We start from the raw sequence: 23,228 nt of genomic DNA on the forward strand, positions 1-23,228 counted from the left end.
CACGCTTTTTCGCGAAGAGACGCTCTGTCCCTTTTTCATGCTTGCGGACCGCGATCGGGCTCCTAAATCTGTTGGCATCGAGGGCTTGGGGGAGCAGGGGACGTGCCATTCTCATCGCTGAATGATCCTGTTGACCTCGCTCGCGCGCAGGCAGCGCTGGAAGCTGCCTGGCAGGACGTCAAACCGGCCAATGTCGACGTGTTTGACGAGCGAGGGCGGACCAGACTGGCCTATATCGTCGCAGCGCTGGTCGCGGTCGCAGAAGACGAGGACGATCTGAGGCGGCGCGCGGTCGAGCGATATCGCCACACAACCTGACGATCGAAGGCCCCGGCCCATGGGGGACTTTCCGATCTATCGCCCTTGGCCCTGGCCGGCCGCGGCCGGGAGCGGCGGCGCGATGCGCGCGGGAAACTGCAGCGATACCGCACCCACAAGCGCGACGAGCCCGATGACCGCGAGCCAAAGCCAAAAATCCAGAGGCGGTTTCCTACGAGGAGGCATACCTTAGGAAGCCCGGATCGCAGGGGTTGTTCCTTACCAAGTGATTTCCCGGGCAGAAGGCCGCAGCAGGGACTGCCTGCGACTGGCCAATGCGTCGATCGGAGACACCTCTGCAGGCTGGACCACGCCGAATGCCGATCAGCTCGTCACTCGACCGGCGTGCACTCCATCCGCACGCGCTCGCCGGGCTGGCTCGCTGTCTGACAGCTCACCCTGGCCGGCAGTAGCGGCGAGGCCGTCGGCGTCGATCCCGTCGGTGCGGCCGTCTTGACCGGAGTCACCACGGCAGCTGGGATGATGACGGGGACCGGAGCCAGCGTCGCAGGCCGGGTGCGCGACGAGGCCAGCTGCGGCGCGTGGTGGAGGACGGGCTTGGGCTTCGGTTGGGGCCGGACCGCTGGCAGCACCGGCGGCTCCTCGACCGGCTCGGTTACCTGAGGCGGGTTCTGCGCGGTGACGACGGCCGGCGGAGGCTGTTCGGGAGACGCGCGCCACGGCGTCCACGAACTCAGCCGCGTGAAGGCCTCCATAGTCGGCCGAGTGATCGTCTCGGCGGTCGGCATCGACTGCATGCAGCCGGAAAGCGCAAAGCCGAAAATACATACGGCTGCGCGGTTCGGGATCGACAGCATCTTCGCCGCTCCTGCTGTAGATTGATCGCGAGCGGGCCGATGGTGCCCGCCCTGCCCCCGTCGAGTCAACCTTTGGCCGCATTCGCGGGAGGCAGAACGGTCGCGGGCGTGGCCTGATCGCAACGCAACCGCGACAACGCCATGACAGGGCGATGGCGATCCGCCAGCGCACATCAGCTTTGCCGGAAAACGGATTCCGGCGGAGGCGCCGATGCTTTAGGGCTCGCGCTCCGTTCTCTGGAGACAGCCGACGATGTCCGTGGCCGCGCTGATCGGCTTCCTGCTGCTGACCGGCGTTGCCGCCTATGCCCAGACGCTGACGGGCTTCGCCTTCGGCCTGATCACCATGGGCGGCGTCGGACTGTCCGGGCTGATCTCGCTGCCCGACGCAGCGATGCTCGTCAGCCTGCTGACCCTGGTCAACGCGACGCAAATGCTGCTGAAGGGCTGGCGCGACGTCGCCTGGCGCGAATTCTGGATGGTGATGGCCGCGAGCCTGCCCGCGCTCTTCATCGGCTACCGGTTGCTCGAATGGCTGGCCGACAGCCAGGCCGATCTGCTGAGGCTGGCCCTGGGTTTCGTCATCATCGTCTCGAGCCTGCAGCTCGCGCGCAAGCCGCATCCGCGGGAGCGGCTGTCCGGCGCGCCGAGCTTCCTGTTCTTCGGCAGCGTCGCCGGGCTGATGGGCGGGATGTTCTCGACCTCCGGCCCGCCGCTGGTCTACCACTTCTACCGGCAGCCGATGACGCTGGTGACGATCCGCGAGACGCTGGTGACGGTGTTCGCCCTCAATGCGCTCAGCCGCACCGGGCTGGTGGCTGCATCAGGCCACATCCCCTCGCCCTCGGTCCTCTCGGGGCTGCTGGCCGTGCCGGTCGTCATGGCCGCGACGCATCTCGCTCGGCGCTATCCACCCGCCATCTCGCCAACGGCGCTGCGGCGGATCGTCTTCATCCTGCTGTTCCTGTCGGGCGTCGCGCTCGCGGCGCCGGGCCTGGTTCATCTGGCGCGCGCCTGACGGCGCGCCCCAGGATCACGGCCGCTCAGAACTGCGGCATCTCCGGCTGCTGCTGCGCTGCCAGAACCTGCTGGAAGGCCTGAGCCCAGACCTCCGGCGGCTGCGCGCCCGAGATTGCGAGCTTGCCGTCGACGATGAAGAAGGGCACGCCGTTGACGCCGACCTTGCGGGCGTGATCCTCCAGCCCGATCACGGTCTCGCGCAGCTCGTCATTGGCGAGTTCGTCGCGGGCGGCCTGCTCGTCGAAACCCTGTTCGACGGCGATCTGGACCAGCGTCTCGATATCGCCAATGTCACGCCCATCCTGCCAATAGGCCTTGAACAGGGCGGCTGCCATATCGCCGCCGCGCTGCACCGTCGAGGCAGCCGCGATCAGCATATGGGCCATGCGCGTGTTGACGCTCTTCGTCACCTTCGCCCAGTTGAAGGTGACGCCGCTCTCCAGCGCCGCTTCCGACAGCCGCAGCTCGATTTCCTTGCGCTTGCCCGGGCCGAACTTGGCCTCGAGATACTGCGTGCGGTCCACGCCCTCCTCGGGCATGTCCGGGTTGAGCTCATAGGGCAGCCAGGTGATGGCGAAGCGCTCGGTCAGCCCATGGCGGGCAAGCGCCGTCTCCAGCCGCGTCTTGCCGATGAAGCACCACGGACAGGCAATGTCCGAGACGATCACGAGCGGCAGCTTGTCCTGCATGTCGATGTCCTTCGTATCAGGCGGGCGGATAGCGATGCTGCCCGCCATGTCGGTCTTCGGCGATGGCTTCCGCACCCGGCATCTCGCAACCGGAGAGGAAGGAAGGGCCGACCGGAATCTTGCCGGCGCCGCCGGGGATGTCGAGGATATAGGTCGGCTGGCACAGCCCCGAAAGGTGTCCGCGCAGGCTTTTGACCAGCGCCTGCCCCTCTTCCAGAGTCAGCCGGAAATGCGAGGTGCCGGGCGCGAGATCGGGATGATGCAGATAGTAGGGCTTGATGCGGTTCTCGACGAAGGCCCGCATGAGGGCGCCGAGCGTTTCGACATCGGCGTTGACGCCCCTGAGCAGCACGGACTGACTCAGCAGCACGTGACCAGCATCGGCCAGCGTCGCGATCGCGGCGCGGGCATCCTCGGTGAACTCGCGCGGATGGTTGGCGTGAATGGCGATATAGCTCGCCTTGCCGGGGATGCGCAGCGCCCTGGCATAGTCCGGCGTGATCCGGCCGGGATCGACGACGGGCACGCGGGTGTGCCAGCGCGCGACCTTGATATGCGAGATGCTGGCCAGGCGCTTGGCGACCTCGCGGACGCGGCGGGCGGAGAGGATGAAGGGGTCGCCGCCCGTCATGATCACCTCCCAGATCTCGGGGCGGGAGGCGAGATAGGCGAGCGCAGCATCGAACTTCGCGCCGGTCAGCGCGTCGCCGCCGGGGCCGACCATCTCGCGGCGGAAGCAGAAGCGGCAATAGACCGGGCAGGCATGGACGAGCTTGAGCAAAGCGCGGTCGGGGTAGCGATGCACCACGCCCTCGACCGGGGAATGGGCGTCGTCGCCGATCGGATCGGCCAGCTCCTGCGGCAGCGTCACGAGTTCGGCCGCGTCCGGGATAAACTGTCGCGCGATCGGGTCTGCCGGATCGACAGGATCGATCAGCCCGGCAACTGCTGATGTCACCGAAACGGCATAGCGCTCCGCCACCGCCTGCAACGCCTCGCGGCGCGCGGGCGCAGTCAGGCGGGCCTCGACGAGCGCGTCGATGCTGCGTAGCGGCTGGCCTCCGGGGGGCTGGTGAACGGTCATGCGCCTCCCCTGCCCGGTTCCGCAACCGGCGTCCAGAGCACATCCTCGATCCGACGCGCAGCCGTGCAGAGCATGACGAGCCGGTCGAAGCCGAGCGCAATGCCGGACGCCGCCGGCATCAGCGCCAGCGCTTCCAGGAAATCGGCATCGATCGGATAGCGCTCGCCATAGATGCGCTCCTTCTCGTCCATGTCGGCCTCGAAACGGCGGCGCTGCTCGGCCGGGTCGGTGAGCTCGCCGAAGGCATTGGCGAGCTCGACACCGCAGGCATAGAACTCGAAGCGCTCGGCCACGCGCGGATCGCCGGGCTTCGGCCGGGCGAGCGCGGCCTCGCTGATCGGGTATTCGCAGAGGATCGTGGCACGGCCGCGGCCGAGATGCGGTTCGACGCGCTCGGACAGCACACGGCTGAAGATGTCCGACCAGCTATCGTCGTCAGCCAGCCGGATGCCGGCGGCGGCGGCCTGAGCGGCCAGCGCGGCGCGGTCCGTCGCGCCGTTGAGCGAGACGGTCGCAAGCAGGTCGATGCCGGCATGGCGCGCGAACGCATCGTGCAGCGTGAGCCGCTCGGGCTCGGCGAAGGGATCAGCCTCGCTGTCGCGCCAGCGCAGCAGGGTCGCCCCGGCGGCGAGGGCCGCCTCGGCCATCAGTGCGGCGCAATCCTGCATCAGCACCGCGTAATCCTCGCCGGCGCGATACCATTCGAGCATCGTAAATTCGGGGTGGTGCAGGGCCGTGCGCTCGCGGTTGCGGAAGACGCGGGCGAAATCGAAGATGCGCGTCTCGCCGGCCGCCAGCAGCTTCTTGGCCGCAAATTCCGGCGAGGTATGCAGGTAATAGGGATGCGACTGCGCGGCATTGTCGATCAGCGTCGTGCCGAAGCCGTGCAGATGCGTCTCGTTGCCGGGCGAGCGCTGCAGGATCGCCGCCTCGACCTCAGTAAAGTCGCGCGCCTCGAACCAGCGCCGCAGCGCCGCCTTGATCCGCCCGCGGGCGAGCAGGGCCGGGCGGCGGTCGGCATGAACATCGGGCCGCCAGAACGGCGTGGGGGACGAACTCATCGAATCTCGCGTCGGAACCGTCGGGAAGCTTCCGTTTCGCGCGCGAATGCGGTAGTTGCGCGGCGACAGGAATTCGCATAGCGCGCGAGAACGCCGCGCACCAGCAAGGACATTCACGTGGTCAAGGTCATCGCCTCTTCCGTCCGCAAGGGCAACGTCCTCGAGCTCGACGGGCATCTCTGCACCGTCATTTCGGCCGAGAGCTTCTTCCCCGGCAAGGGCACGCCGACGACGCAGATCGACATGCGCCGCATCGCCGACGGCGTGAAGATGACGCAGCGCTACAAGACGACCGAGCAGGTCGAGCGCGCCTATGTCGAAGACCGCGACTTCACCTATCTCTATCAGGACGGCGAACAGTACGTCTTCATGAACCCGGAGACCTACGACCAGATCCATGTCGACAAGGACGTCGTGGGCGACGCGGCCCCTTATCTCCAGGAGAACATGAAGGTCTCGCTCTCGGTGTTCGAGGACAAGGCCGTGGCGATCGAGCTGCCGCAGCGCGTGACGCTCGAGGTCGTCGAGACCGAGCCGGTGACCAAGGGCCAGACGGCCTCCTCCTCCTACAAGCCGGCGATCCTCTCCAACGGCGTGCGCAGCGCCGTGCCGCCGCATGTCGGCGTCGGCACCCGCATCGTCGTGATGACGGCCGACGGCTCCTATGTCGAGCGCGCGAAGGATTGATCTGCTGGAGCAGAGCAAGCTGAAAGAATATTCTTTATAACGATGCGCAGCGGGCCCTTTCCGGGCCCGTTGTCGTTTCGAGGTTTCCCATGCCACTCACAGTCCAGGCCGCCGCCCTTTCCGGCTTCGTGCAGACGCTCAAGGCGCTCGACGCCATTCTCGACAAAGCCCTGGAGCAGGCCGAGACCCGCAAGATCCAGCCCGAAGTGCTGCTGACGGCGCGTCTCGCTCCCGACATGCTGGCCTTCACCCGCCAGATCCAGCTCTGCTGCGATTTCGCCAAGAACGCGGTGGCGCGGCTCTCGGGCGGCGACAACCCGCGCTTCCCCGACGAGGAGAAGAGCTTCCCGGAGCTGAAGGAGCGCATCGCCAAGACGCTGGCCTTCGTCGCCGCCGCCGACAGCGCCGCTCTCGATGCCGGGCTTTCCCGTGAGGTCACCTTCCCGCGTGGCCCCTCGGCAACCGTGACGATGACAGGCGAGGCCTATCTCACCCGCTTCGCCATCCCGAACTTCTATTTCCACGCCACGACGGCCTACGACATCCTGCGCGAGAACGGCTTCCAGATCGGCAAGCAGGACTTCCTGCTCGGCGTCTTCGACGCCTGAGGTAGAACGGGCCGGGGCATGCCCGCGGCGCCTGCGATCACGATCGAACGCGCCTCTCCCCGGGACGCCGGGGAGATTGCCGCGCTTTATCTGGCCTCACGCGCTGAAGCCCTGCCCTATCTGCGCCGCTGCCATAGCGACGAGGAGATACGGGGCTGGATCGAGGCCGTGAGGCTGCCCACGGGCGAGACCTGGGTCGCACGCGAGGCCGGGCGCATCCTCGGCTTCTTGTCACTCGACGGCGGGGAACTCGACAAGCTCTATCTGCTGCCCGGGCATTTCAGGCGCGGCATCGGCTCGCTCCTGCTTGCCAAGGCCAGAGAACGCAGCCCCGACGGCCTCAGCCTGTTCACTTTCCAGCGGAATACGGCCGCGCGGGCCTTCTATGAACGCCATGGCTTCCGCCTCGTCGATCTCAATGACGGCACGCGCAACGAGGAGGGCGAGCCAGACGCGCTTTACGAGTGGCGGAAATCGTCGGCCACCGAGGGCTTGTAATCGGCGACCAGCCTTCCCATCTCAGGGTCACGATGATGTATCGAGGGCGTTCCACTGCTCTCCATCTTCGTTGAAGACGGCCATGAGCCGAACGTGTGACGCCGGATGTACGCGCGCCCGTTCCGGACATGGCCGTTGGCTTTTAGAATGCCCGTAGCGCCCTGGCGCTGCGGGCTTTTTCTTGCGCCCGGGGACGGAAGCGCGCGCAATGTTCATTGTATGTTCATATCAAAAAGCGCAGATTGAGTATGAGGCGAGGCTCATTTGATGGGAGGTTCGTCATGATCTCAACCTTCAGCAGCAACAAGATGGTTGTCACGGCTTTCGCCGCGGCAGCGCTCTCCATAGGCGTCATCGCATGGTCGGCCCCCGCCGAGGCGCGGTTCGGTGGCGGCGGCTTTGGCGGTGGCGGCATGGCGTTCCATGGCGGCGGCAGCTTTCATGGTGGCGGCATGGCCTTCCGCGGCGGCGGTGTCCCGATGCGCGGTTTCGGGGGCGGCGGGTTCGCGCGTCAGGGTTTTGCGCGCCCGGCATTCGTGGGCCCCGGCTTCGTCCGGCCAGGCTTTGCCAACCGGGCGGTGTTCTTCCATGACCGGCGGTTCTACAATAATCGCTTCTTCTACGGTCCGGCCTTCGCGTTCGGCGTGGGAGCGCCCTACTACTACAACAGCTATTATGGCGACGACTGCTACTATGTGTGGCGGCGCAGTTTCGATCCGTGGGGCTATGTCGTCGCTCGCCGCGTGCTGGTCTGCCAGTGACACGGCCCTTCACGGCGCGCGACAGCTTCAGCCGCGGCGGCCCGCACCGCCGCGAAGCGATGCGGATGTGCCGGTCACGCTCGCAGTAAGCGATCGTGCGGCGTCTCATCGCGATTGACGACGACCATGAGCCGAACATGTGACGCCGATGCACGTGCACCGTTCCCGCCGCATGGCCGTTGGCGTTTTGGCGCCGCTATGATGTGGGCGCCGCGCGGTTCCAGGGCATGCGCGCGAGCAGCATGGCCAGTCCGCACCAGCCCGTCGCACCGGCGAAGGCCAGCATCGCCCCCATGATCCCGGCAATGGCGAAAGCCACAGTCAGACCGGCAAAGCCGGCGAGGACCAGCAGCGCGACCATCATTCCGACGATCATCTGAACCTGGCGGAAGATCGACAGCCGAGGACCGGCGTTGCCGACGATCGGCAAGCCAGCGGCCCGCCAGGCGACGATGCCGCCATCGAGGCTGACGCTCTCCGCCCGCTGGGCGGCAAGCGCGCAGGCCTGAGCACTTCGCATACCGCTCTGGCACTGGAAGATCAGCGTCCGGTCACGGGGCAGCTGCGCCAGCGCGCCCTGCAGACCGCTCAGCGGCAGGGAGACGGCGAGCGGGATATGGCTGGCGGCAAATTCGGCCGGCTCGCGCACATCGATCAGGAGCGCTTCGCCAGCGGCCAGCTGACGCTGCGCCTCTTGCGGGGAAAGGGAACGGGTCATGATGGCTGCCTTCCGCAGAAGTGGACGTAGAGCACCCCCATCAGCTCCATCACGGCCGGATGGGCGATGAAATAGTGCAGGGTTCGGTGGTCACGCCGGAAATCGACGATGCCCTCCGCCTTCAGCTTCGCCAGATGCTGGGACATCGAGGTCTGCGCGATGGCGGTTTCGGCGATCAGCTCGCCGACGCTGCGCTCGCCCTTCGACAAGGCGCACAGGATCAGCAGTCGCTGCGGATTGGCGAGTCCCTTCAGGAAGCCCGCCACGCCTTCGGCCTTCTCAGCCATCGCCTCGGCCAGCGCCGGCTCTTGCTTCGCTTCATAATTCATGTTTTTATGATATTAGAAAAATATGAACTGTCAAGGATCGACATCACCATGAGCAAGGACTACCGCACCATCACCCAGGATATTTCCGCCTATATGCGCGAGCTGCGTGGGCTCCAGCCGGAGGCGATGAAGGGCTTCAGCACCCTCGCGCAGGCGGCCGGCGCCGATGGCGCGCTCGACAAGAAGAGCAAGGAGTTCATCGCGCTCGCCATCGGCATCACGCAGCGCTGCGACGGCTGCATCGGCTTCCATGCCAAAGCCTTGGCCGGGCTCGGCGCCTCGCGCCAGGAGATCGCCGAAGTCGCGGCGATGTCGGTCTATATGGGCGGCGGCCCGGCCCTGATGTATGCTGCGGATGCGCTGCGCGCCTTCGATCAGTTCGCCGCCCCGGCAGCCTGAAGCAGCGCCCGGCCTCTAGGATCTGCTCAGCCCTCGTCCTGAGGAGCCGTTCCGGCAGGAACGGCGTCTCGAATGATGATGGCTCCACACTCCAAAACAGACGCTGGAGCACGCGCCGATCAGGTTGTTTCAACCTGATCGCATCCGGCTCTAGCCCTGCAGGAAGGGGTTGTTCAGCCGCTCCTCGCCCAACGTGCTGGCCTGGCCGTGTCCGGGCAGGAACTGCACGTCGTCACCGAGCGGCAGGAGCTTTTCCCTGATCCCCGAGATCAGCGTCTCGTGATTGCCATAAGGGAAATCGGTGCGGCCGACGGAGCCGGCGAAGACCGTATCGCCGGCGAGCAGGAAGCGCAGATCCTTCTGGAAGAAGGTGACATGGCCCGGCGTATGGCCGGGGACGTGCTGGACCGAGAAGGTCAGGCCGCCGAGCGAGACTTCGTCGCCCTCCTGCAGCCAGCGCGTCGGCTTCACCGCCTTCATGCCAAGGATATCGAAGCGCAGGCCCTGCTCCGGCAGGGCATCGAGCAGGAACCGGTCGGCCTCATGCGGGCCGATGATCGGCAGCGAGAGCGCCTCGGCGAGCTCGGTGGCGCCGCCGGCATGGTCGAGATGGCCATGCGTCAGCCAGATCGCGACCGGCGTGACGCCGAGCTCCTTAAGGGCTTCCTGCAAGCGCGGCGCGTCGCCGCCGGGATCGACGATGGCGGCCTGCTTGGTCTTCGTGTCCCAGAGGATGGAGCAGTTCTGCTGGAACGCCGTCACCGGCACGACGGCGATCTGGAGCGGCGCTTCGGGCTGGTCGGTCATCGGAGAGCCTTCGGTTCGAGCGATACGAAAGGGCCTCAGCGCCCGCCGCAGCGATTGGCGAGGAGGGCGCGGTAGTTCACCAACTCGGAATCCATCTCCGCGACATTGCGCTCGCGCTCCGCCCCGCTCTGGCAGGCGGCGAAGACCGAGCGAGCCTTCTGGAGATAGCCGACATGCTCGCGAAAAGCCCGGCACTGGGTCGCCTGATCGGCGCTGGCCGCGGCCGAGAGCCGGGTCTGCTGCAAGCGGAAGCCGGCCTCGTTCTGGAACAGGTCGCGCGAGCAGGTTGCCGGGCGCGGCTGCTGGGCGAGCGCCGGACCGGCAAGCAGAGCCGACAGCAGCGCCAGGATCAGCGCAGTCCTCATCCGAGGTTCAGCTCCTTGAAGAAGTCGTTGCCCTTGTCGTCGATGACGATGAAGGCCGGGAAATCCTCGACCTCGATCTTCCAGACCGCTTCCATGCCGAGTTCCGGATATTCCAGGACCTCGACCTTGCGAATGCAGTCCTGCGCGAGGCGCGCCGCCGGGCCGCCGATCGAGCCGAGATAGAAGCCGCCATGGGCCTTGCAGGCTTCCCGGACCGCTGCGGACCTGTTGCCCTTGGCCAGCATCACCATGGAGCCGCCGAAGGACTGGAACTGGTCGACGAAGGAATCCATGCGGCCGGCCGTGGTCGGGCCGAAGGAACCGGAGGCGAAACCCTCCGGCGTCTTGGCCGGGCCGGCATAGTAGACGGGGTGGTTCTTGAAATACTCGGGCATGCCCTCGCCGCGCTCCAGCCGCTCGCGGATCTTGGCATGGGCGAGGTCGCGGGCGACGACGATGGTGCCGGTCAGCGACAGGCGGGTCTTGACGGGATGCTTGCTCAGCGTCGCCAGGATCTCGCTCATCGGCTGATTGAGGTCGATCTTCACGACATCGCCGCCGAGCTTCGCGTCGTCGACATCCGGCAGGTATTTCGAGGGGTCCGTCTCCAGCGCCTCGAGGAAGATGCCGTCCTTGGTGATCTTGCCCTTGGCCTGACGGTCCGCCGAGCAGGAGACGCCGAGCCCGATCGGCAGCGAGGCGCCATGGCGCGGCAGGCGGATGACGCGGACGTCGTGGCAGAAATACTTGCCGCCGAACTGCGCACCGACGCCGAGCGCCTGCGTCATCTTGTGGACCTCCTCCTCCATCTCAAGGTCGCGGAAGGCATGGCCCGAGGGCGAACCCTTCGTCGGCAGCGCATCGAGATATTTGGTCGAGGCGAGCTTCACCGTCTTGAGGTTCTGCTCGGCCGAGGTGCCACCGATGACGATGGCGAGGTGGTAGGGCGGGCAGGCCGCGGTGCCGAGCGTCAGGATCTTCTCCTTCAGGAACGCCATCATGCGGTCCTTGGTGAGAAGCGACGGCGTCGCCTGGTAGAGGAAGGTCTTGTTGGCGGAGCCACCGCCCTTGCAGACGAAGAGGAACTTATAGGCGTCCTCACCCTCGGCGTAGATGTCGATCTGCGCCGGCAGGTTGGTCGCGGTGTTCTTCTCCTCGAACATCGAAAGCGGCGCGAGCTGGGAATAGCGCAGGTTGCGCTTGAGATAGGCGTCATGGACGCCCTCGCCGAGCGCCGATTCGTCGTCGCCGTCAGTCCAGACCTTCCGGCCCTTCTTGCCCATGACGATGGCCGTGCCGGTGTCCTGACACATCGGCAGGACGCCGCCAGCGGCGATATTGGCGTTCTTCAGCAGGTCATAGGCGACGAACTTGTCGTTCGAGGTCGCCTCGGGGTCGTCGAGGATCTTGGCGAGCTGAGCCAGATGGCCCGGGCGCAGCAGATGGTTGATGTCGATGAAGGCTTGTTCGGAGAGCTTGCGGATCGCCTCGCGGGAGACGCTCAGGATCTCGCGATCACCGACCTTCTCGACGCTGACGCCTTCACTTCCGAGTTTGCGATAGGGCGTCTTGTCCTCACCGAGCGGGAAGAGATCGACATGCGTGTAGGCCATGATCAGCGGCTCCGAAGCGATGAAGCGCTGCGCTCTCGATTTGGGACAAAGACCGCTCCACCGACAGGCTCGCTGTGGATCAGAACGGTCTCCAGCCGGACGCGCGGCGCCGTATGGCCGGCGTCATAGCCCGTCGACCGGCATCGTCCAAGCAGTCTTTAATGAGTTTAAGCGCAGGCGGCCTGAGTGGCCGACTCGGCAAGGATGGCGTGGATCGCCGCCGGGTCACGAATCTTGCGAACCTGCTCCAGCACCGACTGGTTGCGCAGCACGCGCGCAACGCGAGCCAGCGCCTTGAGATGGTCGGCCCCTGCCCCCTCCGGCGCGATCAGCACGAAGATGATGTCGACGGGCTGGCCGTCGAGCGCGTCGAAATCGATCGGCTTCTCGGTGCGGGCGAACAGCCCAACCAGGCGGTCGATGCCGGGCATGCGGCCGTGCGGGATAGCGATGCCGTCGCCGATCCCGGTCGAGCCGAGGCGCTCACGTTGGAGCAGCGCCTCGAAGATCTCTCGATCGGGCAAGCCCGTGAGGGCGGCGGCATGCTGGGCAAGCTCCTGCAGAGCCTGCTTCTTGCTGTTGGCCCGCAGTGGCGAAATCACCGCGGCGGGGCTCAGGAGATCGGTCAGCGTCATTCGCCCGTCCATGCATGTCCCGTGCCGGCCGAAACGCCGTCGGCACGGTTCAAGGTTCGACGGCCGGAGCGGTCGCCCCGCCGGCCTCAGGACAGCGATGCCGGCGGGTCGATCCAGCCGATATTACCGTCGCGGCGGCGGTATACGATGTTCATCCGGCCATTGCCAGCATGGCGGAAGATGATGACGGGCGAACCAGTCAGGTCGAGCTCCGCGACCGCATCGCTGACTGTCAGAACATGCAGCGATTTGGTGGTTTCGGCCACGGTCACCGGGTGATCGCCTGCGGAAACACCGTCGAACTCCTCGATATCGTCATCCGGAGCCGCAATCACATAACTGGGGATTTCGATTCCGGCGTCGCGTCCGTTGGCGGTCGAACGGTCCTTCAGCCGACGCTTGTAGCGTCGCAGCCGCTTCTCGATGCGCTCAGCCATCTTGTCGAGGCTGGCATAGGGATCGTGGGCGGTGGCGGAGGCTTCCAGCGTGATCCCCGAAGAGAGGTGTATGACGGTGTCGGTACGGAAGGCCGTACCGTCCTTGTCGACCGTGACGTGTCCCTGATAGCCGCCCTCGTAGTATTTGCTGACGGCTGCAGCGACCCGCTCTTCGGCCTGGCCGCGCAGGGCCTCGCCGACATCGAGATTCTTGCCGGAGATTCGCAAGCTCATGGACTGCTTCCCCTTGTTTAGCCATGGCCAGTGCTTGGCCATCTCCAAGAGCTAAGAACTGCGAGTCCGGGATGTCAATGTGACAAGGGCAGCATGGCGCCGATGCGCCGGCGTTTTGGAACCAAATTGCTCAACGCCCTGCGGCCGCCATCGCAACCTTCTCCCGCCGCCGCTCCATCGATGAGGGAATGCGCAGCGATTCCCGGTATTTCGCGACGGTGCGCCGGGCGATGTCGATGCCGGTGGCCTTGAGCTTCGTGACGATGGCATCGTCGGAGAGCACGTCGCGCGGACTTTCCTCGTCGATCATCTGCTTGATGCGGAAGCGCACGGCCTCGGCCGAATGCGCCTCGCCATAGCCGGTGGCCGCAATCGCCGCCGAGAAGAAGTACTTCATCTCGAAGACGCCACGCGAGCAGGTCAGGTACTTGTTCGACGTGACGCGCGAGACGGTCGATTCGTGCATGCCGATGGCGTCGGCGACCGTCTTCAGGTTGAGCGGGCGCAGATGCTCGACGCCATAGGCGAAAAAGCCGTCCTGCTGGCGCACGATTTCGCTGGCGACCTTCAGGATCGTACGGGCGCGCTGCTCCAGCGAACGCGTCAGCCAGTTCGCCGTCTGCAGACATTCGGCGATGAAGGCCTTGTCCTCGTCGTTGCGCGCCGCCTTGGAAACGCGGGCATGATAAGTCTGATTGACGAGCAGGCGCGGCAGCGTGTCCGGGTTGAGGTCGATCAGCCAGGAGCCATCGGGCGCGGCGCGGATGAAGACATCCGGAACGACCGTCTCCGCCGCCGAGCCGCCGAAGGCCCGGCCGGGCTTGGGATCGAGCCGGCGGATCTCGGCGACCATGTCGGCGATATCCTCGTCATCGACGCCGCAGACGCGCTTCAGCGCTGCAAAATCGCGCTTGGCGACGAGGTGGAGGTTCGCCAGCAGAGCCTGCATCGCCGGATCGAAGCGGTTGCGGTCGCGCAGCTGGATCGCGAGACATTCGGCAACGTCGCGTGCCGCGACGCCCGAGGGATCGAAGCTCTGGACGATGCGCAGCACGGCTTCCACCCGCTCCGCGCCGACGCCGAGACGTTCGGCAATGTCCGGGACGGGCTCGGCGAGATAGCCGCTGTCATCGACCGCATCGATGAGGTGGCGGCCGATGATGCGCTCAGCCTGATCGGCAACGGCGAGGTCGAGCTGGGCGCTGAGATGGTCGTGCAGCGAGGCTTCGGCCGTCAGCCCGCTCTCGAAGCCTTCCGGCCCGTCCTCGAAGGAGCCGCCGCGCGAGCCATAGGCGCCACCGATCACCGGAAGGCTGTCGGCGCCGCCTGAATCGCTGCGGGCCGCGCTCGGCTGCTCGCTCTGAAAGACATTGTCGAGACCGGTGCCGAGCCGGCCCTCCATCCCCTCCTGGGTATGCAGGCTTTCGGCACGGGCAAAGCTCTCGGGATCGGCGGCATGCAGGCTCTCGGCCTCCACGCCGCTACGCAGCGGGGCTTCCGGGCCGTCGTCCCGCTCCAGCAACGGATTCCGCTCAAGCTCGCCGTCGACGAAGTTCTGGAGTTCCAGATGAGAGAGCTGCAGGAGCTTGATCGCCTGCAGCAACTGCGGCGTCATCACCAGGGACTGACCCTGACGCAACTCCATGCGCGGCATCATTGCCATGCGCGAAAAGCCCTTCTCGATCACGCACCGTACGGCACGCTTCTTGCTTGCGAGAGGACCCTAGCGTCTGCTCACCGCCGCGTCAAAGCCCATGCCCCATTCGTGGGCAGGAAATTTGATGCACCGCAGCAAAACGACGCAAATCGAAGCAGGCGCCCCAGGTTAAAGGCGGAAATCCTCGCCGAGATAGACACGGCGGACATCGGGATTGGCGATGATCTCGGCCGGCGAGCCTTCCGTCAGCACGCGGCCGGAATGGATGATGTAGGCGCGGTCGACGAGGCCGAGCGTTTCGCGGACGTTGTGATCGGTGATGAGCACGCCGATGCCGCGGTCGGTCAACTGGCGCACCAGCGCCTGAATGTCGCCGACCGCGATCGGATCGATGCCGGCGAAGGGCTCGTCGAGCAGGATGAAGGAGGGCTTTCCGGCAAGCGCGCGGGCGATCTCGCAGCGACGACGCTCACCACCGGAGAGCGCGATCGACGGCGCCTTGCGCAGCCGCGAAATGGTGAACTCCTCGAGCAGTTGGTCGAGCTGGCGCTCGCGCGCCTTGCGGTCGGGCTCGACCACCTCGAGCACGGAACGGATGTTGTCCTCCACCGACAGTCCGCGGAAGATCGAGGCCTCCTGCGGCAGATAGCCGATACCGAGGCGGGCGCGCTGGTACATCGGCAGCCCGGTGATGTCGTTGCCTTCGAGCGAAATGACACCGAAATCGGCACCGACCAGGCCGGTGATCATGTAGAAGATCGTGGTCTTGCCGGCGCCGTTCGGGCCGAGCAGGCCGACGGCTTCTCCCTGGCGCAGAGAGAGGCTGGCATCCGACACCACGGTGCGGCCGCCATAGCTCTTGCGCAGATTGCTGACGGCGAGGATTCCCGGCCCGCCGATCGCAGCAGCCGTGGCGCCAAACGCGCCCTCGCCTGCGGCGCGGTTTCCGCCGCCAAAAAGCCCGCGCAGGCGGCCGAACACTCCGCCCGGGCTCGGGGCCTGGGTCCGTGCGGGCATGGTGGCGGGGCGAGGTGCTTCGGAGACAGTCACTGCGGCACGATCGGTTGGGGGCTCAGTTGGTCGGCTTGGGGGCCGGCTTGGCGCCCGGCTTGTTCGCGTCGGGCTTGTTCGTATCCGAGTTCGGCACGAAGAAGCCCTGGACGCGGCCGCCCTTGTTGGTCTCGACATTCGCGACGCCGGTGACCGTGTTGTAGGTCAGCTTCTCGCCGCGAGTGATGTTCGGGCCATCGTTCAGGGCGACGTTGCCAGTCATGATCACGACATTGTTGGCGCGGTCGAACTCGGCATTGTCGGAGGTCGCGGCCTGGGTCTTGGACACGACCGTCACCGGCCCCTTGCAGAGGATGCGCTTGATCGAGCTGTCATTGCTGTTCGGCGCGGCCGGAGTCGCGGCAGCGGGCTTGGCAGCGCCAGCGCCGCCCTGGCCGCCGGCACGCCCTTCGTAGAGCACGGTCATCACCGAACAGCGAACCGTGGTCTCGCCCTGAACCGCCACGACATTGCCGGTGAAGACGGCCTTGTTCTCCTTGTCGAGCACATCGAGCTTGTCGGCATCGATCTTGATCGGCTCCTTGCTGTCGCCGCCGAGACCGCCGAGCGGAGAAGAGGCATTGCCGCCGCGCGCCTTGCCCTGCGCGGCCTGCGCAAGAGCCGCCTGCGGGGCTGCTGCCATGGCGAAGCCCGCGGCCAACAGCAAGGCGGCGGCGCGGAATTCCTTGGCGAAACGGAAACTGTGGCTTGCCGTGCTCATGTCACTGTCTCTTCCCGTTGCCAGCATCGTTGGCGGGCGTGTCGCCTGCCGGAGCCACCCGATTCGCGTTCAGCAGTTCCGGCATCGGCGTGCTGCCCTCGCGCTCGGGCCCGGCGATCGTACCTGCTGGCGCGTTCCTGATGAAGACCCGGACTCGCCCCTCGAAGACGATCAACTCGCCATTGTTCTTCACGTCAAGCGTGTTGGCGTCCACCGTCGTCTCGCCGAGAGAGACCTTGACCGGCTCCTGCGAAGTCACGGCGCCGGATTTGAAGTCGATATCGGCCGTCTTCATCTGCATGTCGTGGCCGCTCTCGGTACGAACCTTCACGTCGTCGACGAGCTTGAGCTTTTCCTTCTGCGTATCGAACAGTCCGGTCTTCGCATTGACCGTCACCCAGCCCTCGCGCTCCATCTGGATGCGCGCGGTCAAGATCTGCAGCTCGATCTGCGTCGGATTCTTGATCTCTTGAAAGGCGTTCTCGGCCGTCACCTGATAGGGCCGGTTATTCTTGCGGTAGCCGGAGAGCTTCGGCGTCTCCATCCGGACCTTGCCACCGGTGATGCCGACCGAACTGACCGAGACATTGGCGAGCTTGCCGCGGAGAGGATTGAGGAAGGGGACGACGACCAGCGCAACCACCAGCGTCACGGCGGTCACAGGGATCAGCTTGCGCAGGATGTGAACGGCCCGGGTGTGACGGCGCGCGGCAGCAAAGGCTGCACGGCGGCGCAGCGCCTGCGCGGAAATCCTCCCCGCCGGGTCGTTCAAGGTCATTGCCACAGTCATGCCCCGCGCAATGGCAGCCGCTCACGGCTTTTTCGTGTCGCCGGGCGAACCGCAACGCGCCCCCGCGCCGCTCGCTCCAGACCGGACGGGCGCGCCCCTTGCGCCAATCTTCGCGGCAGACTGACGCAAGAACCCTTCGAAATTGTCAAGTGTGAGCGAAGATGTCCGTCTCGCTCCAGCCGGCCAGGTCGAGCTCCGCACGGTAAGGCAGGAACTTGAAGCAGGCCCGGGCGAGATCGCCGCGGCCCTCGCGCGCCAGCATCGCCTCGAGCTTTGCATGGAGCGCGTGCAGGTGCAGCACGTCGGAGGCTGCGTAGGCGAGCTGGGCCTCGCTGAGCGTATCCGCCCCCCAATCGGAAGATTGCTGCTGTTTCGAGAGCTCGACGCCGAGCAGCTCGCGCACCAGATCCTTCAGACCGTGACGATCCGTGTAGGTGCGGGTCAGCTTCGAGGCGATCTTGGTGCAGTAGACCGGAGTCGTGACCACTCCGAAAGCGTGGCGCAACACCGCAACGTCGAAGCGCGCGAAGTGGAAGAGCTTCAGCACGGCCGGGTCTTCGAGCAGGCGGATGAGGTTCTTGGGCCGCTCGCCACCCTTCAGGATCTGGACGACGTCCGCCGTGCCGTCTCCACGCGACAGCTGGACCACGCAAAGCCGATCGCGATGCGGGTTGAGGCCGAGCGTCTCGGTGTCGATCGCGACGCTCGAGCCGGCCTCATAACCGTCAGGCAGATCGCCGCGATGAAAATGGATGGTCATGCTCGAAACCTCACTCGGGCCGCGCTGAGGCGCCCTTCAACGGTACCCACGGAATGGAACGGCGGCAGACCGCGCCGGAACGACGCGCCTTCCGCAGCTAGCGACCCCGTATCGCCGGTTCAAGCCTTTTCTGATTTGGCACAACTGGCTGACCACACCGTTAACCTTTTATTCACTATAAGCTTCAAGCTTTCGTTAAGACATGCGAAAAGGGGTGGCAACGGAGCGCGACGCATGTCCCCGATTCGCCTTTTCTGCGATCTCGATGGCCGCATCGGTTTGCGCGCCTTCTGGCTCGGCAGTGCCGTCGTGGCGCTCACGCTGTTTGCGCTGCAAAGGATCCTGCCCCAGCTGATGGTTCCTCAGACCGCGCGAACCGTCCTCGCCTTCGCGAACGCCTTCGCGCTGTTTCCCTGGGCGGCGCTGGCCGCCAAGCGCGCCACCGACCGGGGCGGCAGCTCGCTCTTCGGCGTCCTGCTGGTCTGCGCGATCGTGCTGCCGGAGTACCTGCGGTTCTACATGCCATTCGGCTGGCGCCCTTCGCTGGAAGCGATCTCGACCATCGCGTGGGTCGTCGCCTTCATCGACCTCGGTCTGATGCCTTCAGCCCGGGACGAGCGGGCAGAGGCGCTGGTCGCGGTCGAGGCCGGTTCCCGCTAGGCCGAAAGCGCGCTAAAGCGGCGGCATGACGAACGCACCTGCCGCTTCAGCCCCTGCCCTTTCCTTCGACCCGGCCGATCCGGCTGCGCTCACGCAGGCGCTCGTACGCTGCCCCTCCGTCACGCCGCAGGAAGGCGGCGCGCTCGCCGTGCTCGCCTCGGTTCTGGTGGCCGAGGGCTATGAGGTGCAGCGCCCGGTTTTCAGCGAGCCGGGCACGCCGGATGTCGAGAATCTCTACGCCCGCATCGGTAACCGGGCCCCGGTCTTCGTCATCGCCGGGCATACCGACGTCGTGCCCGTCGGCGATGAGGCCGCCTGGACACGCGCGCCCTTCGATGGCGCGATCGAGAACGGCATCCTTTATGGACGCGGCGCCTGCGACATGAAGGGCGGGCTCGCCGCCATGGTCTCGGCTGCGATCCGTTATCGCCGCGAGAATCCCGATGCGCCCGGCTCGATCGCCTTTCTCGTCACCGGCGACGAAGAGGGACCAGCCGTCAACGGCACGGTGAAGCTGCTGCAATGGGCGCATGAGCGCGGCGAGCGCTTCGACCACTGTATCCTCGGCGAGCCGACAAATCCGGCGACGATGAGCGACATGATCAAGATCGGCCGTCGCGGCTCGCTGACCGGCAAGCTCACCGTCCACGGCATCCAGGGCCATGTCGGCTACCCGCATCTCGCCGACAATCCGATCCGCGGCATGGTCCGGCTGCTGGCGGCGCTCGACGCCACCCCTCTCGACGCCGGTACCGAGCATTTCGACCCGAGCAACCTCGAAGTGACGACGCTCGATGTCGGCAACCCCGCGACGAACGTCATCCCCGCCCAGGCCAGGGCCGTCTTCAACATCCGCTTCAACGACGTCTGGACGCCGGAGACCCTCGCGGCAGAGCTTGACCGGCGCCTGCGGGAGGCGGCGGGCAACACCGTGCGCTACGAGATCGACTTCCAGCCGACCAATGCCGTCGCCTTCCTGACCGAACCCGGCCCCTTCGTAGCCATGGTCGCGGATGCCGTCGCCGCCGAGACCGGCAAGCGGCCGCAGCTTTCGACGACCGGCGGCACCTCCGACGCCCGGTTCATCAAGAGCTATTGCCCCGTTGTCGAATACGGTGTCGTCGGCAAGACGATGCACCAGATCGACGAATGCGTTGCCGTCGCGGACCTCGTTGCGCTGGAGCGGATCACGCATCGGTTACTCGCCAGCTATTTTGCAGCGCAACACAAGGCTTGACGCGCCGGAACCACGGGTCATTATCCGCCTTAGACGAAAGTCTAAGATCGCAGATGATGGAGACCGTGATGAGGCTCGCCGCCGACGACATCGCGCGCTCGCTGCGCGGTTCCTGGCACTTGATGACCCGCGGCACAGAGGCGCTTTCCGAACTCGACCTCAGCCGGGACGGATTCTGGCGCTCCTATCTCGCCTTCGCATTGATGCTGCCGGCAACGATCGCAATCCTCGCCGCGACGCGCCTGATGGCCGGGCTGCCGAACAGCGCCGGCCTCTTCACCGCCCCCGCGCTCGTGCTGGCGGTCATCGGCGCGCTCTGTCTCGCGATCCTCGCCGTGCCGGCCCTGCTGATCGCGCTGCGGCCCGAACTGGCGCAGGCGCCGCGCTTCACCAGCTTCGTCATCGCCTGGAATTGGGCCGGCATCGTCTCGGCCAGCCTGATGGCGGTTCCGGCTGCCGTCTTCGCACTCGGCTGGTCGACACCGCAGCTCGCGATGGTGCAGTCCACCTTCTTCGCCGCGATCGTGCTCAGGCTGCGCTATTGCGTGGCGCGCGCCGCCTTCGGCCCGGAGGGACGCGCCATCGCGCTGCCGCTGGTCATCGCCAGCGTCGTGCTCGACTATGGCGTGATCCGGCTGTTCGACCTGTTCTGAGCCGGCCTCAGTAGTCGACCCCGGCGAGATAGAGCCCGCAGGACGGCGCCAGCGCCGCGCACTGCGCCCGGTCGCGCGCCACCAGGATCTGGCCGAGCTTCGCTTCCGGCCAGCGCCCCGCCCCGACCATCTTCAGGCTGCCGACGATCGAGCGGACCTGATGATGCAGGAAGGAGCGCGCATGGGCGTAGACCACGATCTCCGCGCCCTCGCGCCGGACATCGAGCCGGTCGAGCGTACGCATCGGGCTGTTGGCCTGGCATTCGGCGGCGCGGAAGGTGGTGAAGTCGTGGTGGCCGAGCAGCGCCTTGGCGGCCCGGTCCATAGCCTCATGGTCGAGCTTCACGGGGACGTGCCAGACGCGTCCTCGATCGAGCGCCGGCGGCGCCCGCCGGTCGAGGATGCGATAGATGTAATAGCGGCGCTTCGCCGAGATGCGGGCATCGAAATCGCCGGAGACCTGCTCCGCGCTCAGCACGCTCACCGGGACGCTGGATTTCAGCCGGGCATTGGTCGCGTCGCGCACGACGTCGGTGCGCCATTCTTTCTCGATGTCGACATGCACGACCTGATGGGTGGCGTGGACGCCGGCATCGGTGCGGCCGGCGCAGTGCAGCCTGACGGGATGGCCGCAGAAGGCCTCGACCGCCTCCTCGACGCTCTGCTGCACGGAAGGCCCGTTGAGCTGGCGCTGCCAGCCCGAGAACGGCGTGCCGTCATATTCGATGACGAGCTTGTAGCGCGGCATCAGACGCTCTCCCCTGCACCGTCATCCCGGACAAGCGGCGAAGCCGCACCGATCCGGGATCCATGCCGGAGCGCTGCCGATGAAGGTTTCGGCATGGATCCCGGGTCTTCGCTTCGCTGCGCCCGGGATGACGGCGTGGAGGGTGAGATCATCGATTCAGAGCTTGTCGCCGGCCCCGAGCCGGGCGCCGCGCAGGAACTCGGCCCCGCTCATCGGCGCCTTGCCGGCGCGCTGGACCTGCAGCAGCTTCACCGCACCGACGGCGCAGGCGACCGTGCCCTCGTCGTCAAGCAGCGTGCCGGGCTCGGCCGCGCCGCCGGCGCGCGCGGTACGCAGGATCTTCAGCCGCTCCGGGCCCTTGCCGAGGTCGATCTCGGCGAAGGTGCCCGGGAAGGGCGAGAGGCCGCGCACCCGGTCATGCACCTGCTGTGCCGGCAGCGTCCAGCTCAACTTCGCCTCGGCATTGGTGATCTTGGCGGCATAGGTGACGCCCTCTTCCGGCTGCGGCGTGAACTGCAGGCCGCCGCGACCGAGGGCGGCGAGCGCCCGCACCATCAGATCGGCGCCGAGGATGCTGAGCTGGTCGTGCAATTCGCCGGCGGTCAGATCCGGGCCGATCGGCAATGTCTCGACCATGGCGACGGGGCCGGTATCGAGCCCGGCCTCCATCTTCATCACGCAGACGCCGGTTTCGGCGTCCCCGGCCATGATCGCGCGCTGGATCGGCGCGGCGCCGCGCCAGCGCGGGAGCAGCGAGGCATGAAGATTGAGGCAGCCGAGCTCGGGCAGATCGAGGATCGCCTGCGGCAGGATCATGCCATAGGCGACGACGACGGCGACATCGGCCTGATGCGAGGCGATGATCTCGGCCTGCTCCGGCGTCTTCAGCGTCGCGGGCGTGAAGACCGGGATGCCGAAGCGCTCGGCCGCCCTGTGCACCGGCGAGGGCTTGAGATCGAGGCCGCGGCCGGCCTGCGCCGGAGCGCGGGTGTAGCAGGAGACGACCTCATGCCCCTGGCCGACGATCTCCGTCAGCACCGGCACGGCGAAATCCGGCGTGCCCATGAAAATGACGCGCAAACTCATACGCTCGACTTTACCTCAGCTCCGGCATGGCACCGGAAAGAATGAAACAGCCCTCATCCTGAGGAGCAGCCGGAGGCTGCGTCTCGAAGGATGGTCCAGTAACCTCCTGAAGCATCCTTCGAGGCGCCGCGTGCCGCGGCTCCTCAGGATGAGGGCCCGGATGATGCCTGTCGATTACGCGGCCCGCTCGCGCTTGGCCGCCTTGGCGAATTTCTTGGTGACGCGCTCGCGCTTCAACCGCGAGAGATGATCGATGAAGAGCACGCCGTCGAGATGGTCGATCTCGTGCTGCAGGCAGGTGGCGAGCAGACCGTCAGCCGCGATCTCATGTGTCTTGCCGTCGAGGTCCATGTAGCGGACCTTGACCTCTGCCGGGCGCTCGACCTCCTCGTAATACTCGGGGATCGAGAGGCAGCCCTCCTCGTAGGCGCTGAGTTCCTCCGAGGACCAGGTGATCTGCGGGTTGATGAAGACCTGCGGCTTCCTCGGCTCCGGCTCCTCGCCCTCCTTCGCCTCCGGCTTCGACAGGTCGATTGTCACGACGCGCAGCGGCGCGCCGATCTGGATCGCGGCGAGCCCGATGCCGGGCGCGTCGTACATCGTCTCGAACATGTCCTCGACCAGCGTCCGGATCTCGGGCGTGATAGCCGCGACCGGCTTCGAAACGAGGCGAAGCTGGGCGTCGGGCAGGATGACGAGCGGGCGAACGGACATGGGATTCCAACGAGAAAGAGCTGTTGAGCCCGGGACATAAGCATTTGTGAGAGAGCGGTCAAACTGTTCCG

29 protein-coding genes are annotated in these 23,228 nt (G+C 66.3%); 10 read left to right on the top strand and 19 right to left on the bottom strand.

Going from position 1 to position 23,228, the window contains the following annotated elements:
- Positions 1 to 102: 102 nt before the first annotated feature.
- On the top strand, positions 103 to 318 hold the full coding sequence (locus AC1DIN_RS08000) for a hypothetical protein (protein ID WP_476809310.1): 216 nt from the start codon (positions 103 to 105) through the stop codon (positions 316 to 318).
- A gap of 332 nt (positions 319 to 650) precedes the next feature.
- On the opposite strand, the gene AC1DIN_RS08005 is transcribed toward AC1DIN_RS08000, so the two are convergent.
- Positions 651 to 1,136, bottom strand: a complete 486-nt coding sequence (locus AC1DIN_RS08005; protein ID WP_476766817.1) for a hypothetical protein — start codon at positions 1,134 to 1,136, stop codon at positions 651 to 653.
- A gap of 253 nt (positions 1,137 to 1,389) precedes the next feature.
- On the opposite strand from AC1DIN_RS08005, the gene AC1DIN_RS08010 reads away from it, so the two are divergent.
- Positions 1,390 to 2,154 carry a TSUP family transporter gene (locus AC1DIN_RS08010; protein WP_476809311.1) on the top strand — a complete coding sequence of 255 codons (765 nt, stop codon included), beginning with the start codon at positions 1,390 to 1,392 and terminating at the stop codon, positions 2,152 to 2,154.
- Positions 2,155 to 2,179: 25 nt separating this feature from the next.
- On the opposite strand, the gene AC1DIN_RS08015 is transcribed toward AC1DIN_RS08010, so the two are convergent.
- Genes AC1DIN_RS08015 through epmA form a run of 3 tightly spaced genes read right to left on the bottom strand, consistent with a single transcriptional unit; the run spans position 2,180 to position 4,990 of the window.
- On the bottom strand, positions 2,180 to 2,893 hold the full coding sequence (locus AC1DIN_RS08015; protein ID WP_476809312.1) for a DsbA family oxidoreductase: 714 nt from the start codon (positions 2,891 to 2,893) through the stop codon (positions 2,180 to 2,182).
- Positions 2,862 to 3,929, bottom strand: a complete 1,068-nt coding sequence (locus AC1DIN_RS08020) for a lysine-2,3-aminomutase-like protein (protein ID WP_476809313.1) — start codon at positions 3,927 to 3,929, stop codon at positions 2,862 to 2,864. Before AC1DIN_RS08020 ends, AC1DIN_RS08015 begins: the two co-directional genes overlap by 32 nt.
- On the bottom strand, positions 3,926 to 4,990 hold the full coding sequence (gene epmA / locus AC1DIN_RS08025) for an EF-P lysine aminoacylase EpmA (RefSeq protein WP_476809314.1): 1,065 nt from the start codon (positions 4,988 to 4,990) through the stop codon (positions 3,926 to 3,928). Before epmA ends, AC1DIN_RS08020 begins: the two co-directional genes overlap by 4 nt.
- Before the next feature lie 117 nt (positions 4,991 to 5,107).
- Between epmA and efp the strand changes: the two genes are divergently transcribed.
- From efp to AC1DIN_RS08045, 4 genes are all read left to right on the top strand, one after another.
- The gene (gene efp, locus AC1DIN_RS08030) at positions 5,108 to 5,677 is read left to right on the top strand and encodes an elongation factor P (protein ID WP_441471506.1); all 570 of its coding nucleotides are present in this window, start codon (positions 5,108 to 5,110) and stop codon (positions 5,675 to 5,677) included.
- An 89-nt stretch (positions 5,678 to 5,766) separates the two neighbouring features.
- Complete coding sequence (locus tag AC1DIN_RS08035; RefSeq protein WP_441471507.1) at positions 5,767 to 6,285, top strand: DUF1993 domain-containing protein; 519 nt, start codon at positions 5,767 to 5,769, stop codon at positions 6,283 to 6,285.
- A gap of 18 nt (positions 6,286 to 6,303) precedes the next feature.
- Positions 6,304 to 6,783 carry an N-acetyltransferase family protein gene (locus AC1DIN_RS08040; protein WP_476809315.1) on the top strand — a complete coding sequence of 160 codons (480 nt, stop codon included), beginning with the start codon at positions 6,304 to 6,306 and terminating at the stop codon, positions 6,781 to 6,783.
- A 281-nt stretch (positions 6,784 to 7,064) separates the two neighbouring features.
- The gene (locus AC1DIN_RS08045) at positions 7,065 to 7,544 is read left to right on the top strand and encodes a hypothetical protein (protein ID WP_476809316.1); all 480 of its coding nucleotides are present in this window, start codon (positions 7,065 to 7,067) and stop codon (positions 7,542 to 7,544) included.
- A gap of 196 nt (positions 7,545 to 7,740) precedes the next feature.
- Here AC1DIN_RS08045 and AC1DIN_RS08050 read toward each other — a convergent pair whose 3' ends face one another.
- Together AC1DIN_RS08050 and AC1DIN_RS08055 are read right to left on the bottom strand one after the other, a co-directional pair.
- Positions 7,741 to 8,262, bottom strand: a complete 522-nt coding sequence (locus AC1DIN_RS08050) for a rhodanese-like domain-containing protein (RefSeq protein ID WP_476809317.1) — start codon at positions 8,260 to 8,262, stop codon at positions 7,741 to 7,743.
- A complete protein-coding gene (locus AC1DIN_RS08055; protein WP_476809318.1) occupies positions 8,259 to 8,591 on the bottom strand; it encodes an ArsR/SmtB family transcription factor in 333 nt (110 codons plus the stop codon). Before AC1DIN_RS08055 ends, AC1DIN_RS08050 begins: the two co-directional genes overlap by 4 nt.
- Positions 8,592 to 8,639: 48 nt before the next feature.
- Between AC1DIN_RS08055 and AC1DIN_RS08060 the strand changes: the two genes are divergently transcribed.
- The gene (locus tag AC1DIN_RS08060; RefSeq protein ID WP_441471512.1) at positions 8,640 to 8,990 is read left to right on the top strand and encodes a carboxymuconolactone decarboxylase family protein; all 351 of its coding nucleotides are present in this window, start codon (positions 8,640 to 8,642) and stop codon (positions 8,988 to 8,990) included.
- A 150-nt stretch (positions 8,991 to 9,140) separates the two neighbouring features.
- On the opposite strand, the gene AC1DIN_RS08065 is transcribed toward AC1DIN_RS08060, so the two are convergent.
- From AC1DIN_RS08065 to AC1DIN_RS08110, 10 genes are all read right to left on the bottom strand, one after another.
- Complete coding sequence (locus AC1DIN_RS08065) at positions 9,141 to 9,797, bottom strand: MBL fold metallo-hydrolase (protein WP_476766821.1); 657 nt, start codon at positions 9,795 to 9,797, stop codon at positions 9,141 to 9,143.
- 35 nt (positions 9,798 to 9,832) lie between these two features.
- Positions 9,833 to 10,162, bottom strand: coding sequence for a hypothetical protein (locus AC1DIN_RS08070; protein WP_476766822.1), 330 nt, complete (start codon positions 10,160 to 10,162; stop codon positions 9,833 to 9,835).
- Positions 10,159 to 11,775, bottom strand: a complete 1,617-nt coding sequence (locus tag AC1DIN_RS08075; protein WP_476809319.1) for a fumarate hydratase — start codon at positions 11,773 to 11,775, stop codon at positions 10,159 to 10,161. Before AC1DIN_RS08075 ends, AC1DIN_RS08070 begins: the two co-directional genes overlap by 4 nt.
- A 167-nt stretch (positions 11,776 to 11,942) precedes the next feature.
- Entirely contained in the window at positions 11,943 to 12,410 is a 468-nt protein-coding gene (gene ptsN / locus AC1DIN_RS08080; protein WP_441471516.1) for a PTS IIA-like nitrogen regulatory protein PtsN, read from the bottom strand.
- An 86-nt stretch (positions 12,411 to 12,496) separates the two neighbouring features.
- Positions 12,497 to 13,123 carry a ribosome hibernation-promoting factor, HPF/YfiA family gene (hpf, locus tag AC1DIN_RS08085; RefSeq protein ID WP_441471517.1) on the bottom strand — a complete coding sequence of 209 codons (627 nt, stop codon included), beginning with the start codon at positions 13,121 to 13,123 and terminating at the stop codon, positions 12,497 to 12,499.
- A gap of 88 nt (positions 13,124 to 13,211) precedes the next feature.
- Complete coding sequence (gene rpoN / locus AC1DIN_RS08090) at positions 13,212 to 14,744, bottom strand: RNA polymerase factor sigma-54 (RefSeq protein WP_476809320.1); 1,533 nt, start codon at positions 14,742 to 14,744, stop codon at positions 13,212 to 13,214.
- A gap of 162 nt (positions 14,745 to 14,906) precedes the next feature.
- Positions 14,907 to 15,755, bottom strand: coding sequence for an LPS export ABC transporter ATP-binding protein (gene lptB, locus AC1DIN_RS08095; protein ID WP_441471519.1), 849 nt, complete (start codon positions 15,753 to 15,755; stop codon positions 14,907 to 14,909).
- 55 nt (positions 15,756 to 15,810) lie between these two features.
- Positions 15,811 to 16,509, bottom strand: coding sequence for an LptA/OstA family protein (locus tag AC1DIN_RS08100; RefSeq protein WP_441471520.1), 699 nt, complete (start codon positions 16,507 to 16,509; stop codon positions 15,811 to 15,813).
- A gap of 1 nt (position 16,510) precedes the next feature.
- The gene (lptC, locus tag AC1DIN_RS08105) at positions 16,511 to 17,287 is read right to left on the bottom strand and encodes an LPS export ABC transporter periplasmic protein LptC (protein WP_476803959.1); all 777 of its coding nucleotides are present in this window, start codon (positions 17,285 to 17,287) and stop codon (positions 16,511 to 16,513) included.
- Positions 17,288 to 17,444: 157 nt separating this feature from the next.
- Positions 17,445 to 18,059 (bottom strand): ribonuclease D, encoded by a 615-nt coding sequence (locus AC1DIN_RS08110; protein ID WP_476809321.1) that lies wholly within the window; start codon positions 18,057 to 18,059, stop codon positions 17,445 to 17,447.
- A 234-nt stretch (positions 18,060 to 18,293) separates the two neighbouring features.
- Between AC1DIN_RS08110 and AC1DIN_RS08115 the strand changes: the two genes are divergently transcribed.
- From AC1DIN_RS08115 to AC1DIN_RS08125, 3 genes are all read left to right on the top strand, one after another.
- On the top strand, positions 18,294 to 18,719 hold the full coding sequence (locus tag AC1DIN_RS08115; protein ID WP_476809322.1) for a DUF805 domain-containing protein: 426 nt from the start codon (positions 18,294 to 18,296) through the stop codon (positions 18,717 to 18,719).
- A gap of 25 nt (positions 18,720 to 18,744) precedes the next feature.
- Positions 18,745 to 19,956 carry a succinyl-diaminopimelate desuccinylase gene (dapE, locus tag AC1DIN_RS08120; RefSeq protein WP_476809323.1) on the top strand — a complete coding sequence of 404 codons (1,212 nt, stop codon included), beginning with the start codon at positions 18,745 to 18,747 and terminating at the stop codon, positions 19,954 to 19,956.
- A 68-nt stretch (positions 19,957 to 20,024) separates the two neighbouring features.
- Positions 20,025 to 20,609, top strand: a complete 585-nt coding sequence (locus AC1DIN_RS08125; RefSeq protein ID WP_476809324.1) for a hypothetical protein — start codon at positions 20,025 to 20,027, stop codon at positions 20,607 to 20,609.
- Between the two features lie 7 nt (positions 20,610 to 20,616).
- Here AC1DIN_RS08125 and truA read toward each other — a convergent pair whose 3' ends face one another.
- The 3 genes from truA to def form a co-directional block, all read right to left on the bottom strand.
- Positions 20,617 to 21,357 carry a tRNA pseudouridine(38-40) synthase TruA gene (gene truA / locus AC1DIN_RS08130; protein WP_476809325.1) on the bottom strand — a complete coding sequence of 247 codons (741 nt, stop codon included), beginning with the start codon at positions 21,355 to 21,357 and terminating at the stop codon, positions 20,617 to 20,619.
- A 156-nt stretch (positions 21,358 to 21,513) separates the two neighbouring features.
- Positions 21,514 to 22,443 (bottom strand): methionyl-tRNA formyltransferase, encoded by a 930-nt coding sequence (gene fmt / locus AC1DIN_RS08135; protein ID WP_476809326.1) that lies wholly within the window; start codon positions 22,441 to 22,443, stop codon positions 21,514 to 21,516.
- Positions 22,444 to 22,617: 174 nt separating this feature from the next.
- Positions 22,618 to 23,157 carry a peptide deformylase gene (gene def / locus AC1DIN_RS08140; protein ID WP_476809327.1) on the bottom strand — a complete coding sequence of 180 codons (540 nt, stop codon included), beginning with the start codon at positions 23,155 to 23,157 and terminating at the stop codon, positions 22,618 to 22,620.
- Positions 23,158 to 23,228 lie beyond the last annotated feature (71 nt).

This window comes from Allobosea sp. 05T438 (assembly GCF_056396025.1).